The sequence below is a fragment of the Ciceribacter sp. L1K22 genome, assembly GCF_017599385.1.
Classification (GTDB): domain Bacteria; phylum Pseudomonadota; class Alphaproteobacteria; order Rhizobiales; family Rhizobiaceae; genus Allorhizobium.
The window spans coordinates 2,458,726-2,472,503 of sequence record NZ_JAGFPK010000001.1 but is presented as its reverse complement, the minus strand read 5'-3'; the positions used below and the strand labels follow the sequence as shown (position 1 = coordinate 2,472,503).

The 13,778-nt window shown below is 62.8% G+C and carries 14 protein-coding genes; 10 read left to right on the top strand and 4 right to left on the bottom strand.

All coding sequences use genetic code 11. The annotated features are described in order from the left end of the window. Window positions 1-24: 24 nt before the first annotated feature. Entirely contained in the window at window positions 25-1,941 is a 1,917-nt protein-coding gene (locus J5J09_RS12355; RefSeq protein ID WP_208551205.1) for an FAD-binding monooxygenase, read from the bottom strand. Window positions 1,942-2,081: 140 nt separating this feature from the next. Here J5J09_RS12355 and J5J09_RS12350 point away from each other — a divergent pair, with 140 nt between their 5' ends. Beyond that, on the top strand, window positions 2,082-2,543 hold the full coding sequence (locus tag J5J09_RS12350; RefSeq protein ID WP_208551204.1) for a MarR family transcriptional regulator: 462 nt from the start codon (window positions 2,082-2,084) through the stop codon (window positions 2,541-2,543). A 63-nt stretch (window positions 2,544-2,606) separates the two neighbouring features. Here the strand turns inward: J5J09_RS12350 and J5J09_RS12345 are convergent, their stop codons facing one another. Beyond that, window positions 2,607-3,299: a cobalt-precorrin-6A reductase gene (locus J5J09_RS12345; protein ID WP_208551203.1), complete on the bottom strand. Its 693-nt coding sequence runs from the start codon at window positions 3,297-3,299 to the stop codon at window positions 2,607-2,609. Continuing rightward, window positions 3,289-4,479, bottom strand: coding sequence for a cobalt-precorrin-5B (C(1))-methyltransferase (locus J5J09_RS12340; RefSeq protein WP_246745833.1), 1,191 nt, complete (start codon window positions 4,477-4,479; stop codon window positions 3,289-3,291). The genes J5J09_RS12345 and J5J09_RS12340 overlap by 11 nt, the downstream gene beginning before the upstream one ends. 29 nt (window positions 4,480-4,508) lie before the next feature. On the opposite strand from J5J09_RS12340, the gene cobA reads away from it, so the two are divergent. The 5 genes from cobA to J5J09_RS12315 all read left to right on the top strand — a co-directional run bounded on the left by cobA (window position 4,509) and on the right by J5J09_RS12315 (window position 9,192). Next, the gene (cobA, locus tag J5J09_RS12335; protein ID WP_208551202.1) at window positions 4,509-5,351 is read left to right on the top strand and encodes a uroporphyrinogen-III C-methyltransferase; all 843 of its coding nucleotides are present in this window, start codon (window positions 4,509-4,511) and stop codon (window positions 5,349-5,351) included. Then, window positions 5,348-6,652: a cobyrinate a,c-diamide synthase gene (locus tag J5J09_RS12330; RefSeq protein WP_208551201.1), complete on the top strand. Its 1,305-nt coding sequence runs from the start codon at window positions 5,348-5,350 to the stop codon at window positions 6,650-6,652. The genes cobA and J5J09_RS12330 overlap by 4 nt, the downstream gene beginning before the upstream one ends. Continuing rightward, the gene (gene cobD, locus J5J09_RS12325; RefSeq protein ID WP_208551200.1) at window positions 6,649-7,656 is read left to right on the top strand and encodes a threonine-phosphate decarboxylase CobD; all 1,008 of its coding nucleotides are present in this window, start codon (window positions 6,649-6,651) and stop codon (window positions 7,654-7,656) included. The genes J5J09_RS12330 and cobD overlap by 4 nt, the downstream gene beginning before the upstream one ends. 1 nt (window position 7,657) lies before the next feature. Beyond that, a complete protein-coding gene (gene cbiB, locus J5J09_RS12320; RefSeq protein ID WP_208551199.1) occupies window positions 7,658-8,632 on the top strand; it encodes an adenosylcobinamide-phosphate synthase CbiB in 975 nt (324 codons plus the stop codon). 131 nt (window positions 8,633-8,763) lie between these two features. Continuing rightward, window positions 8,764-9,192: a L,D-transpeptidase gene (locus tag J5J09_RS12315; RefSeq protein ID WP_208551198.1), complete on the top strand. Its 429-nt coding sequence runs from the start codon at window positions 8,764-8,766 to the stop codon at window positions 9,190-9,192. A gap of 47 nt (window positions 9,193-9,239) precedes the next feature. On the opposite strand, the gene J5J09_RS12310 is transcribed toward J5J09_RS12315, so the two are convergent. Further along, window positions 9,240-9,965 (bottom strand): Crp/Fnr family transcriptional regulator, encoded by a 726-nt coding sequence (locus J5J09_RS12310; RefSeq protein WP_208553558.1) that lies wholly within the window; start codon window positions 9,963-9,965, stop codon window positions 9,240-9,242. 220 nt (window positions 9,966-10,185) lie between these two features. Between J5J09_RS12310 and hemN the strand changes: the two genes are divergently transcribed. The 4 genes from hemN to J5J09_RS12290 all read left to right on the top strand — a co-directional run bounded on the left by hemN (window position 10,186) and on the right by J5J09_RS12290 (window position 13,774). Further along, window positions 10,186-11,535, top strand: a complete 1,350-nt coding sequence (hemN, locus tag J5J09_RS12305; protein WP_208551197.1) for an oxygen-independent coproporphyrinogen III oxidase — start codon at window positions 10,186-10,188, stop codon at window positions 11,533-11,535. 108 nt (window positions 11,536-11,643) lie between these two features. Further along, window positions 11,644-11,922: an acyl carrier protein gene (locus J5J09_RS12300; RefSeq protein ID WP_208551196.1), complete on the top strand. Its 279-nt coding sequence runs from the start codon at window positions 11,644-11,646 to the stop codon at window positions 11,920-11,922. Window positions 11,923-11,947: 25 nt separating this feature from the next. After that, window positions 11,948-12,421, top strand: coding sequence for a 3-hydroxyacyl-ACP dehydratase FabZ family protein (locus J5J09_RS12295; protein WP_208551195.1), 474 nt, complete (start codon window positions 11,948-11,950; stop codon window positions 12,419-12,421). 147 nt (window positions 12,422-12,568) lie between these two features. Beyond that, window positions 12,569-13,774 carry a beta-ketoacyl-ACP synthase gene (locus J5J09_RS12290; protein ID WP_208551194.1) on the top strand — a complete coding sequence of 402 codons (1,206 nt, stop codon included), beginning with the start codon at window positions 12,569-12,571 and terminating at the stop codon, window positions 13,772-13,774. Window positions 13,775-13,778 lie beyond the last annotated feature (4 nt).

Below are 13,778 nucleotides of genomic sequence, written 5' to 3'. Positions count from 1 at the left end.
CACGTCCTGGTGAGATCCTGCCGGCTAACTGGCCGGCAGCAGGAAGCCCGCGAAGAAATCGGAAAGCTCGCCGTGGGCGTCAAGCGGCAGGACGTGAGCGACGTACTGGTCCGGGCGAACGATCACCAGAGCGCCACGGTCGCGATCGATTCCGCGTAGGTCGAAGATATCGGGTCCGTCCTTGAGGTTCGGGCAGAACATCTTCTCGTAATCGCGCAGGCCGAGTTTTCCGGTTCTCGGCATCAGGAGAGGCGGCATCGTCTCGAGGTCAAGGTCGCGGTGATCCTTCTGGAAGATGGCCCGCAGGTCGATCAGCGAGTCGATGTCGGCACCCCGTGGCGTAACTTTACCCACCGGTGATGCAGGGTCGGTTTCCAGGAACTCGCAGAGTTTGTGAAGCGGTGAGCCGTTGGCGGCTCCAGCCCGGTCCGCGAAGGCATAGATCCGCCAGCGGCCATCCGCTTTCGCGGCGTGGCCGAGATGCATGGGTTTGGCGTCAGCGAGGCGGATCACCGGCGCCGAGTGGAAGCGGGTTCCGATAAGGAAGCCTTTCGCCAGCTCTTGGTACGTCGACTTGCCCGTCAGGATGGAGGGACTGTAGACGGTGGCGGTGCCGGCGGTATAGCGGCCGTGCTCGACGAAATAGCGCTTCACCTCGGCAGGCTCCACGCCGTCGGGATTGCGTTCGGATTTCAGTGGCGCGCTCAACATTTTCGCCCATTCGCGGTCGAAATCGATGAGCGTCCTGGCGATTGCCTGCCGCTCCGCCGAATAGGTGTGCAGCAGGTCGGGCGCGGAATGGCCCCGGAGCACGTTGGCGAGCTTCCAACCGAGATTGAACGTGTCCTGCATGGAGACGTTCATGCCTTGGCCAGCCTTTGGGCTGTGGGTGTGGCAGGCATCGCCCGCGATGAAGACGCGGGGCGTGCGCGACGACGCTTCGCTTTCCGGTACGTCGTCGAACTTGTCGGTGAGCCGCTGGCCGATTTCATAGACCGACCACCAGGCGACCTGCTTCACGTCGATGCTGTATGGTTTGAGGATGCGGTTCGCGGCGGCGACGAGGTAGTCGACGGTTATGGCGCGTGTGGCGACGCGCTCGTTCTCCGCCAGCTTGTCGAGTTCGACATAGATGCGCACGAGATGGCCACCCTCGCGCGGGATCAGCACGATCGAACCTTCGCCCTCGGACTGGATCAGTGCCTTCAGCCGGATATCCGGAAAGTCGGTGACGGCGAGAACGTCCATCACGCCCCAAGCCTGGTTGGCGGAATCCCCCTTCAGGTCGCGGCCCAGCGCCTTCCTGACGCCGGACCGGGCGCCATCGCAACCGACGACGTAGCGGGCCTTCACCGTTTCCGTTTCTCCCTCGTGACCAGCACCGGGCCCCTCCAGCGAGGCGGTGACGGGGTGGTCGCCAACCGGGGAAATCGTGAGGTCGGACAGTCGGCGGTTGTAATGGGGCTCAAGGCGGCGAGGGGATTTTTTCATGATGTCCAGGTAGAAATCATGGACCCGCGCCTGGTTCAGTATAACGTGCGGAAATTCCGACAGCCCGTCCTCGACATCCTGCACCCGACCATGTCGGATGATCTTGCTACGATCGGCGTCGGAGGGTTTCCAGAACGTCGTCTCGTTGACCCAGTACGATTCCCGCAGGACACGCTCTGCGAAGCCGAAGGCGTTGAACATTTCCATCGTACGACAGGCGATACCGTCCGCCTGGCCAAGTTCAAGAGGGCCGGGTTTCTGATCGACGATCGCGACATGGATATCTGGAAAGGCGGACAGTTGTGCGGCGAGCGTCAGTCCGGCCGGGCCGCAGCCGATGATCAGGACGTCCACCTCGCGCGGCAAGGCGTTGGGGTTATGCTCTGCGTCACTGAGCGCTTCCGAGATATCCGGATCGCCCGTTCTGAAACCGTTGTGGTGGAACTGCATGGTGTGATCCTCCTTCGCGGGTGACCACCGTTCCCGATGGTCCCCGCCAGCCTCCCATTACGGGCAATCCTCCGCCCGTCTCCTATTGATCAGCATACATATTATCGGTATACTGTAAAGAAAATTTGCGAGGAACGACGATGAAGGATTTCGACCACATGCCTGGCCATCTCGCCCGCCGCTTTCAGCAGATCGCGGTCGCGGTCTTTCATGCCGAGGCGAATGCGCTGGGGTTCGACCTCACGCCCGTCCAGTTCGCGGCCCTTTCAGCTATAGACAGTTATCCAGGCATCGATCAGGCCGGTCTTGCCGGCGTGATCGCCTACGACCGGACGACAATCACCGGTGTCGTTGACCGTCTCGTGCAGAAGGGCCTTGCGACGCGTCAGGCCAGCGTCAGTGACCGGCGGGTCCGGGAACTGCGCGTCACTGCGCTCGGAGCGAAAACACTCAAGGAGATCGAGCCCGCCGTGCGCTCCGCGCAGACGCTGATGTTGCGCGGACTGGACGAAGACGAGGCGGAAACCTTGCTTGGTCTGCTCCGGAAGGCCGTGGAAGCCGGCAACGACCTCAGCCGCGCGCCGATGCGTGCTGCCGAATGATCGGCTGATCAGGCGGCAAAGTCACGAGTCCGGACCATCCCGTTCAACGAACCGCAGTCAGTTTCAGCGGCCGATCATCATCACGGGAATGCCGAGCGCGCGCGCGGCGGCAATCTTGCCGTATCCCGCGTCACCACCGGAGTTGCGCGCCACCAGATGAGTGATGCGGTATAGAGTGAAGAGCGCTGCTTCCTTGGCTGCATCCGGTGATGGTTTGCCGAGCAGCAGGTCGTGAGATCGGAACGGCAGCCGATGCTCGGGCCGGTCGACCATTCGGACGACGAAATGGCAGTCGTCACGACCCTCGAAGGCGGAGATATACTGTCGGCCAAGCGCGAGGAAGACGGTGGCGCCGGCGGGCAGGGCGGCGGCCGCCTCTGTCAGCGACGATACATCGATCCATTGGTCGCCGGGCTGCGGCTGCCATTGCGGACGGTCGACCCTCTCCAGTGGCACACCTGCCGCCGCGCAGGCGGTGGCCGTGTTCTCGGAGACCTGTCGCGCGAAGGGGTGCGTGGCGTCGATCACCCTCGTGATTTTTTCCTCGCGCAGATAGCGGACGAGGCCGTCCACTCCGCCGAAGCCGCCGATGCGGATATCGCCCGGGGGGATTGCAGGATCCGCCGTGCGGCCGGCGAGCGAGGTGATGACGTGATAGCCTTCAGCGACCAGACGCTCTGCCAGCGCACGGGCTTCCGTGGTCCCGCCCAGGATAAGTATCTTGCTCGCCCCGGATATCGGATGATCAGATGGCATGGGCGAGGATAAGTCCCTTGCGGTCGGTGACGATCACATCCACGGAGACAGGCGCGCCGCGCAAGGTGTCCAGCGCTGTCAGCCGTGCCCGGACGGCGATTTCGGGCGCTAGGTCAATTCCGTTTTCCGTCGTTATTTCATGCACTTCAAGCGCGGTGTTGGCAGATTGAATCCGGTCGCTGAGTGATTGAGTCAGTTGCTCTTTTTCCACCAGAGATGCCAGAAATGCCATGTCGATCTGGCTGCGGGAGGAGTGCAGATCGAGGGCGCCTTGCGCCAGCTTCGCCATCTTGGCAAAGCCGCCCGCAATCGTCAGGCGGGGCACTGGATGGACCCGCAGATACTTCAGAAGTCCGCCTGCGAAATCGCCCATGTCGAGCAGGGCCTCCTGGGGAAGCCCAAGCAATTTCTGGGCGGCGTTCTCCGAGGTCGAACCGGTGGCGCCGAGCACATGCGTGAGGCCGATGGCGCGGGCCACGTCGATGCCGCGATGGATGGAGTGGATCCAGGCGGCGCACGAGAACGGATTGACGATGCCCGTGGTGCCGAGGATCGACAGGCCGCCGACGATTCCGAGGCGCGGATTCCAGGTTTGTCGGGCGATCTCGGTTCCGCCCGGAATGGTGATGGTCACCTCGACATCGGCGGCGATCCCTTGCTTGGCGCAGATCGCCTCGATTTCCGTCGTCATCATGGAGCGCGGCACGGGATTGATGGCGGGTTCACCAACCCCGATCGGCAGGCCGGGGCGTGTGACGGTCCCGACGCCGTCGCCAGCGGCAAAGCGGATACCGCTTCCGGGCGGAAGGCGTCGCACACGGGATATTACTGTGGCGCCATGGGTCACGTCCGGATCATCACCGGCATCCTTGACGATGCCAGCTTCTGCAAATCCGTCGCCGAGCCGCTCCATGGCCAGCGAGAAGGCCGGTGTCTCGCCGCGTGGCAGGGTTATGATGACGGGATCGGGAAAGTCGCCGGTGAGCAGCGCGGTCAGCGCCGCCTTTGTCGCGGCAGTCGCGCAGGCGCCTGTCGTCCAGCCCTTGCGCAACGGACCGCCGGGCCGACGACCGTCGGATGCTGTTGCGTGTTCTGGACTGTCGACCGGCGCGCTCATGGCGTCGTTATAGGCCAGCGGGCCGTCGGGCGAAAGCACCGGCAGCGCTGTCAAAGATTGCAATTTCGACATGCGGAGCATAGAGCTTGGCCATGACGTTCGATCCCTTCGCCCATCTGCCTTCGATGCTGCCCGGCCATGTCTGGCTCACGGGCGCGGGGCCGGGCGATCCCGGTCTCCTGACGCTGCTCGCCGCCAAGGCCTTGTCGGAGGCGGACGTGATCGTCCATGACGCGCTGGTCAACGATGATTGCCTGAAGCTCGCAAAGCTTGGGGCGCAGCTTGAGTATGCCGGCAAGCGTGGTGGTAAGCCGTCGGCCAAGCAGCGTGACATCTCTCTGAGACTGGTCGAGCTCGCGCGCGCCGGCAAGCGTGTTCTGCGATTGAAGGGCGGCGATCCTTTCGTCTTCGGCCGAGGTGGGGAGGAGGCGCTGACACTCGTCGAGCATGGCGTTCCGTTCCGCATCGTTCCGGGCATCACCGCCGGTATTGGCGGTCTTGCCTATGCAGGCATCCCGGTGACGCATCGCGAGGTCAATCACGCGGTGACCTTCCTCACAGGCCATGATTCGTCGGGTGTCGTGCCAGACCGAATCGACTGGGAGGCGATCGGACGCGGTTCGCCTGTCATCGTGATGTACATGGCGATGAAGCATATCGGGCATATCGCTGACGCTTTGATCGCCGCGGGTCGTCGTGCGGACGAACCTGTTGCCTTTGTCTGCGACGCAGCGACCGCGCGGCAGCGGGTGCTGGAAACCACGCTCGTCGAGGCGGCCCAGGCGGTCGAGGCATCGGGGCTCGAACCGCCGGCGATCGTCGTTGTCGGCGAAGTGGTGCGGCTGAGGCCATCGCTCGACTGGCTTGGCGCCATGGCCGGGCGCACATTGCAGCCCGATCCGTTCGCGGACCGGGCCCAGAAGGACAGTGCATGAGTGGATTGATGATCGCCGCGCCGTCAACCGGCTCGGGGAAAACGACGGTGACGCTCGGGCTACTCCGGGCGCTCAGGAAGGCCGGTCATGCGATCGCGCCGGGCAAGGCGGGGCCTGATTACATCGATCCCGCGTTTCACGCAGCGGCAAGCGGTGAGCTCTGTCTCAATTTCGACCCCTGGGGCATGCGTCGCGAGCTGTTGCTGGCGAATGCCGCGCTCCACGCCAGCGGCGGCAAGACGCTGGTGATCGAGGCGATGATGGGTCTGTTCGACGGAGCGGCCGACGGTTCGGGATCTGCGGCGGACCTTGCCTCCATCCTCGGCCTTTCTGTGGTTCTGGTGGTCGATTGCGCACGGGCCTCGCATTCGATTGCCGCGCTTGTCAGCGGCTTTGCCAATTACCGTGTCGATACCCGTATCGTTGGGGTCATCCTCAACAGGGTCGGCAGCGACCGGCACGAACAGATGCTGCGCTTTGCGATGGAAAAGATCCGCATGCCGGTCTTCGCCGTCATCCGGTCGCACAAGGTGCTGGAAATCCCCGAGCGTCATCTGGGCCTCGTCCAGGCCGGCGAACATGCGGAACTCGACGGGTTCATCGAGCAGGCGAGCGAGATCGTGGCGGCGGAATGCGATCTCGGCATGCTGCTGCGTGCGGCGCGGCACATTCCAGACCGGCCGTCAGAGGCCAATATCGACCGGTTGCCGCCGCTCGGACAGAAGATCGCGGTCGCGAGGGATGTGGCTTTCGCCTTCTCCTATGAGCACATGCTGATGGGCTGGCGTCGGCGGGGCGCGGAGATATCTTTCTTCTCTCCGCTCGCAGACCAAGCACCGGCCACGGACGTCGATGCCGTCTATCTTCCCGGCGGATATCCCGAACTGCAGCCGGGCAGGATCGCAGCCGCATCAACCTTCCGTGCCGGCGTGCTCGCAGCCCGCGATCGCGGCGCGCGAATCTTCGGCGAGTGTGGGGGCTACATGGTGATGGGCGAGGGGCTGATCGACGCGAGCGGGGAGCGGCACGAAATGCTCGGTCTGCTTCCCGTCGTGACGAGCTTCCAGACACGGTCCCGTCATCTCGGCTATCGTCGGGTGACGCCGGTGGGAGCCTTCTTCGACGCGCCGATGACCGCCCACGAATTTCACTATGCGACGGTCGTGTCGGAAGGCGAGGGCGAGCCGCTGTTTTCGGCCGTCGACGCCCTTGGCAGCGAACTCGGGACCTTCGGGAGGCAGCGCGGCCGGGTCGCAGGCTCTTTCCTGCATCTGATCGATATCGAGAGCCACGCGCCATGAGCGCTCCGATCGCGCATGGTGGAGCGATCGCGGCGGCTGTCGCCCGCTTCGGTGGTACCCCGGACGCGTGGCTGGATCTGTCGACGGGCATCAATCCGTGTCCGCCCGATCTGCCTGTCATACCTGCCGAGGCATGGCACCGTCTGCCGGACAGGTCCCTCGTAGAGGCCGCCTGCGAGGCTGCACGGACGTTCTATGGTTCCGGTGCGTTGCTTCCGCTCGCCGTCCCCGGAACGCAGGCCGCGATCCAGCTTCTTCCCCGACTGGTTGGAGCGACAAAGCGGGCGGCCGTCGTCTGGCCCACCTATGGCGAATACGAGCGATCGCTTGCCGCCGCCGGACTGCCGGTCGATCGTCTCGACAGGCCGGAGGACGTCGATCCTGACCGGCACGGGCTGCTGGTCGTCGTCAACCCCAACAATCCCGATGGTCGTCGATACGACGCGTCCCTGCTGGAGGATGTCGCGTCGCGGCTCGGGGCCTCCGACGGGCTCCTGGTGGTCGACGAGGCCTTTGCAGACGCCGAGAGCGGCGCCGGCCTGGTTCCGCTCGTTGCCCGACACGACAATCTCATTGTCTTCCGCTCGTTCGGAAAGTTCTTCGGCATGGCGGGCGTCCGGCTCGGTTTCGTCTTCACGCGTGCCGAGCGGGCCGCGACGATGTCGGACTGGCTGGGTCCGTGGTCAGTGTCGGGGCCGGCCTTGGCGGTGGCCGCCGTACTTCTTCGCGCGGACACGCGTGCACTTGGGGCCGTCATTTCCGAACGACATGCGGGTCTGCGGCGTGTGCTGGAGACCGCAAGCCTTCAGATCGTCGGCGGCACCAACCTGTTCGTGCTCGTTCGCCACGACAACGCCCGCGGTCTTTACGAACACCTCTGCCGCCACCATATCCTGACGCGCCCCTTCGACTATGCGCCGACCTGGCTTCGGTTCGGACTGACCCCGAACGAGACCTCCGAAGCCCGGCTGGCGACAGCGCTCGCTGCTTTCGGAAAATCCTGAGATGTCGCACCTGCCTCTGCTGTTCCTCGCCCTGATCGCCGATCGTTTGATTGGCGATCCACCGTGGCTGTGGGGAAAGGTAAAGCATCCGGTGGTGCTCTTCGGCGCGGCAATCTCTTTCCTTGACGTCCGCTTCAACCGCGACGAACTCCCCGCCGAGCAAAGGCGCCTCAACGGTTTGGTCTCTGCCACGGTTCTCGTGATTGGCAGCGGCCTTGCAGGTCTTGTCCTTCATGCACTGCTGTCGCACCTCCATGTTCTCGGCGTTCTCGTCGAAATCGTGGTCGTTGCGGTGTTGCTTGCCCAGAAAAGTCTCGCAGACCATGTGGGTGCCGTGGCTGACGGCTTGCGGCAGGACGGGCTGGAGGGCGGCCGTCGCGCCGTATCGTTGATCGTCGGGCGCGATCCCAGGACGCTGGACGAGCCCGGGGTCTGCCGGGCTGCCATAGAAAGCCTTGCGGAAAACTTCGCCGACGGCGTGGTCGCGCCGGCCTTCTGGTATGCCGTCGGCGGCCTTCCCGGGATATTCGCCTACAAGATGCTCAATACGGCGGATTCGATGATCGGCCACAAGAGCCCGAAATATCTTGCGTTTGGCTGGGCGGCAGCACGGCTGGATGATCTGGCCAACTGGCCGGCAGCGCGGCTGTCGCTCTTCATCATCGCCGCAGGCGCATTGTTCACGGCAGGGCGCGCGGCCATGTCGCGTGCCTTCAGCGTCGGTCGTCGCGATGCTGGCCTGCATCGCTCGCCCAATTCCGGTTGGCCCGAGGCGGCTTTCGCCGGCGCGCTCGATCTCAGGCTCGCCGGTCCACGCGTCTATGGCGGCGACCTGGTCAGCGAGCCGATGATCAACGGCGCCGGACGCGCCGATGCCTCTGCCGTGGACATTGATCGCGCAACGCGGCTGTTCTGGGCCTCTTGCAGCGTCACGGCTGGGCTTGTGCTTGCCATCTTCGCCGTCACGGCGCTCTGACACCCGATCCCTTAAAAGTCTAGCAACCCGCTTTACTGTTTCGATCCGATACGCCTTAACGGAGTGTAGCGCTGTTTTTACTATCTTGAGCAGCGCCAAAACCCGGCAAGGGGTAAAACGGAGGGGAAAACATGCGCAAGTTGCTTATGGTCGCCACGGCCTTTCTTTGCCTTCAGATGCAGCCGGCGATCGCCGAAGCCGCGAGCCTCGTAGCTCGCATCAGCATTTCCGACCAGATGATGACCGTCAGCCAGAACGGCATCGTCAAATACAGATGGAAAGTCTCGACGGCCCGCAAAGGTTACGTCACGCCAACCGGCAGTTATTCGGCGAAATGGCTTTCGAAGAACCACCGGTCGCGCAAGTACGACAATGCACCGATGCCATTCGCGATCTTCTTCAAGGGCGGCTACGCGGTTCACGCGACATTCGACCTGAAGCGCCTTGGTCGTCCCGCTTCGCACGGTTGCGTGCGACTGCATCCGGACAATGCGGCTCAGCTCTTTGCGATGGCTCAGAAGAATGGTCTTGCAAATACGCGCATCGTGATCACGCGCTGACGGCGCTGGACTAGAGCTGAACCGGGCCGCAGATAGCCGCGACCGGTTCAGTCGTTGCCGGAGGCGTACCGAAGCCGCTCGAGGTTCGGAACCGTGACGTGCCGGTTGTTCTCGATGACGATGATGCCGTCCTTGCGCAGCTTGGTCATCTGGCGCGACACGGTTTCGATCGTCAGGCCGAGGAAATCGGCGATGTCGGCGCGGGAAAGCGGCAGGTCGAACGATGTGACATGTCCCCTGATCGGGTCAGCATGGCTGGCGATCAGATGGAGAAAGCTCGCCACCTTTTCCTGTGCCGTCTTGCGGCCGAGCGTGAGCATCCAGTCACGGGCTTCGTCCAATTCCTTGAGCGACTGGTCGTGCAGCTTCCGTTCGAAATCCGGCGCCTCGGCGACCATGCGGTCGATCAGAGCTCTTGGGAAAGAGCATATCTCCGCGTCCGTCGCGGCCTCCGCGGTCACGGTGCTTTCGTGTATGAAAGGTCGTCCCATGAAGTCGGGTGCGAACTGCAAGCCGACGATCTGCTGACGGCCATCGGCCATCATCTTCGACAGCTTCACGACACCGCGGAGTATGTTCGAATAGCTGTCGATCGACTCGCCCTGGCCGATAACTTCGTTACCGGCTTCGACCTTGCGGCGCGTGGAATGACGATTGAGTTCGAGAAGCTGTGCCGAGGTCAAGGTCGAGCATACACCGCCATGCCGAGCTTCGCAGGCCCGGCACACGACAGGAGCTTCAAGATCGATGGGGGCTCTCTTCTGCGCGTCCATTTTCTGCGCGTCCATGGTTTTTCCACCCTCTTAAACACGCCGGCAAGCCGCGTCGAGACGACTCGCGACGGACGTGACCAAATGACCCATTTCCACGGGTTCTTCACCGTCTTGCTTGTTGTCGTGAATCTACCAGTAAATTGATCGAAGTCAAAGGTTGTGAATGTGACTACCTCTAAGCTTCAGGTATCGAGAGGCTTAGATTCATGGTGCACGCGACATGACAAAATCCCTGCTGGCCAAGTATTCCGGGGCTGTTCCCAGGTACACGAGCTACCCGACGGCACCGCATTTCCATGAGGGTGTCGCGTGCGGCAATTACGCACGCTGGCTCGGAGCGCTGACAGGTGAGCAGGACATTTCGCTTTATATTCACATTCCGTACTGCGACCGGCTCTGCTGGTTCTGCGCGTGCCATACAAAACACACGCTTAAGTATGAGCCGATCACCACCTATCTTGCGTCGCTCCACGCGGAGATCGAGAAGGTCGGCTCGTTCATCGATCCGGCGGCGAAGGTCACGGCCGTGCATTTTGGCGGCGGTTCGCCCACAATGCTCCAACCGGATGACTTGATCTTGCTCATGCGGAAACTGCGTGCGGCGTTCAGCTTCGCCGACGACGTGGAAATCAGCGTCGAAATGGACCCGAACGATCTCGACGACTCCCGCTATGACGCGCTCGCCGCGATCGGCATGACACGCGCCAGCCTCGGCGTCCAGGACTTCGATCCGCAGGTTCAAAAGACGATCAACCGCATCCAGACGTTCGAGCAGACGGCCGGCGTGGTCGAGGCTGTTCGGACTCGCGGCGTCCATTCTGTCAATTGCGACCTTCTCTACGGCCTGCCGTACCAGACGCTGGAAACCCTTGAGAGCACGGTCACCGATATCATTTCCCTTGATCCCGACCGCATCGCGCTGTTCGGCTATGCGCATGTACCATGGATGAAAAAGCACCAGCAGATGATCCCTGAGGCGGCGCTTCCGGATGTCGAGGCGCGCTATGAGCAAATGGTGCGAGCCGCCGACATGCTGCTTGCCGCCGGCTACGAGCAGATCGGCATCGACCATTTCGCCAAGCCCGCCGACCGGCTTGCGATTGCCGCGCGCGAGGGAAAGCTGCGACGGAATTTCCAGGGTTATACAGACGATGGCGCCGAGGTGCTCATCGGTCTCGGTGCATCCTCTATCGGGCAATTGCCGCAGGGCTATATCCAGAACATGCCTGCCACCGGCGAGTACCAGAAAATGGCGCTGGCCGATGGTCTCTGCGCCGTCAGGGGTATCGAATTTACAGCGGATGACCGGCTGCGCGCCTATGTGATCGAGCAGGTGATGTGCAATTTCGGCTTCGATTTTTCGGCCGCCCGCGCGCTTTTCCCTCGCGGTGCCGAGGAGGTCATCGGGGAAGCACGCGTGTTTGCCGCCGGCGATAGGGATGGCGTCTGTCGCATAGAGGGCGACCGGTTCAGCCTGACAGCGGCCGGTCGGCCATTTGCCCGCAGCGTCGCGGCGGTCTTCGACGCCTACCTCTCGAATGGCAAAGGCCGCCATTCCATTGCTGTTTAGGCAACACTTCGCCTGCAAATCGTCACCGCGCGATGCGGAACCCATTGGCATTTCAGTTTCATTTGCCTATGTGGGGCTTTGATTTTTGAGACCACGGGGTACACTGGCGTGACTGCTACATTCGACAAGGTTGCCGACATCATCGCTGAAACGAGCGAAATCGATCGCGAGACGATTACGCCCGAGAGCCACACGATCGACGATCTCGGCATCGACAGCCTCGACTTCCTCGATATCGTGTTCGCGATCGACAAGGAATTCGGCATCAAGATTCCGCTGGAACAGTGGACGCAGGATGTCAACGAGGGCAAGGTTTCGACGGAAGACTATTTCGTCCTGAAGAACCTCTGCGCCAAGATCGACGAACTGCGCGCCGCCAAGGGCTGAGCCCTTCCAGGCGCGGGAGACCGATATGCTGCTCGAATACTTCCAGATGATCGACCGGATCGAGTCGGTCGACTTGGGCGAGCGCGTACTGCGAGCGCGGTCACGCGTACCTGCGGCGAGCCCGGTATTCGAGGGACATTTTCCCGGCATGCCGCTCGTTCCCGGCGTTCTCCTGATCGAAACCATGGCCCAGGCGTCCGGCTTCCTGCTGCTCGCGCTCAATGATTTCTCGGCGATGCCCTTCCTGATGACAGTCGACGGCGCCAAGATGCGAACCTTCGTCGAGCCGGAGACGGAGCTCGAGATCGAGGCGCGGCTGGAACATGACGGATCCGGTTTCGCCGTGACGAAGGCAAAGATCAGCGCCGGCGCCAAGAAGGTCTGCGACGCGCAGCTGAAGCTGAGAACGATGCCGTTCGGCGAAATTCCGATCGGCGATATCGTCAAGGCGCGTGCCGTCGAGGTCGGACTTGTCGCCGCGATGAAGGCCGCCGGCTGATCCGTCGCCGTCCGCATTGCATTCCTCCTTGATTGAAGACTGTTGACGGGCGGCGTCGCTTGCGCTTTTAGAGCGGGTCATCCCGACCATTGCGGTACCCGGCTCCAACGCTGCCGCTTCACACACTCTCCGCCGAGAGGACGACATATGACAAAACAGCCAAACGATGTGGTGATCACCGGCATCGGCATCGTCACCTGCCATGGAACCGGCAAGGAGCCGCATGTCGCGCTGTTGTCCGGCCAATCAGGCTTGCAGCCACCGGTGGAAGCGGAGCGTTTCAAGCCTTACCCGATCCATCCGATGCCGGAGATCGACTGGTCGACGCAGATCCCGAAGCGTGGCGACCAGCGGCAGATGGAAAACTGGCAGCGGCTCGGTGTCTACGCGGCAGGTCTTGCTCTCGACGACGCAGGCTTCAAGGATGATGCGGAGGCCTGCGCGACCATGGACATGATCGTTGCTGCCGGCGGCGGCGAACGCGACATCAATGTTGACACGCTGATCCTGGATGAAGGCCTCAAGCGGAACGATCGCGACCAACTGGTCAACGAGAAGCTCACCACCGAGTTGCGCCCGACCCTGTTCCTGGCACAGCTCTCCAATCTTATGGCCGGAAACATCTCGATCGTTCACAAAGTTACCGGATCGTCGCGCACCTTCATGGGCGAGGAAGCCGCAGGCATCTCCGCGATCGAGACAGCCTTTGCGCGCATCCGCGCTGGCCAGTCGACCCATTCCCTCGTCGGCGGCGCCTTCGTCGCAGATCGCGACGATATCTTCCTGCTGGTCGAAGGGGTTCAGGCGCATCTGACCGGAGCGTGGAAACCGCTCTGGCAGCGCGATACGTCGCATGGCGGCGGCATGATGTTCGGCACCGTCGGCGCTTTCCTTGTTCTTGAATCGCGTTCGCACGCGGAATCCCGATCCGCCCACATCTACGCGACGATCGATGCCATCGAGGGCGACCGTGGTCGCCGTGAGGACGGCGGCCTTGAAAAGCGTCTGGCGCGCATGGCTGCCTCCGTTGGCGCGGGTGCCGGCGACGGGACGCTGGTTTTTTCGGGCGCAAGCGGCATGGTCGACTTGTCCCGGCGCGAAAAATCCGCTCTTGAAACCGCCTTCCGGAAGGCCGTTCTACGCGGTTTTGGCGGCGTGACGGGGCATGCGCTCGAGGCGCAGTTCCCTCTTGGACTGGCGCTTGCCGCGCTTGCGCTAGATACAAAGGCGCTCGTGCCGCCGTTCGATGCCGGCGCCGAGGCGGCAATGACGACGAAAGCGTCAGACGCCATCGTGACCACCGTCGGCTATGTTCGCGGTGAAGGCATGGCCCGGTTGAGCGCGGAAGGCTGAGGAG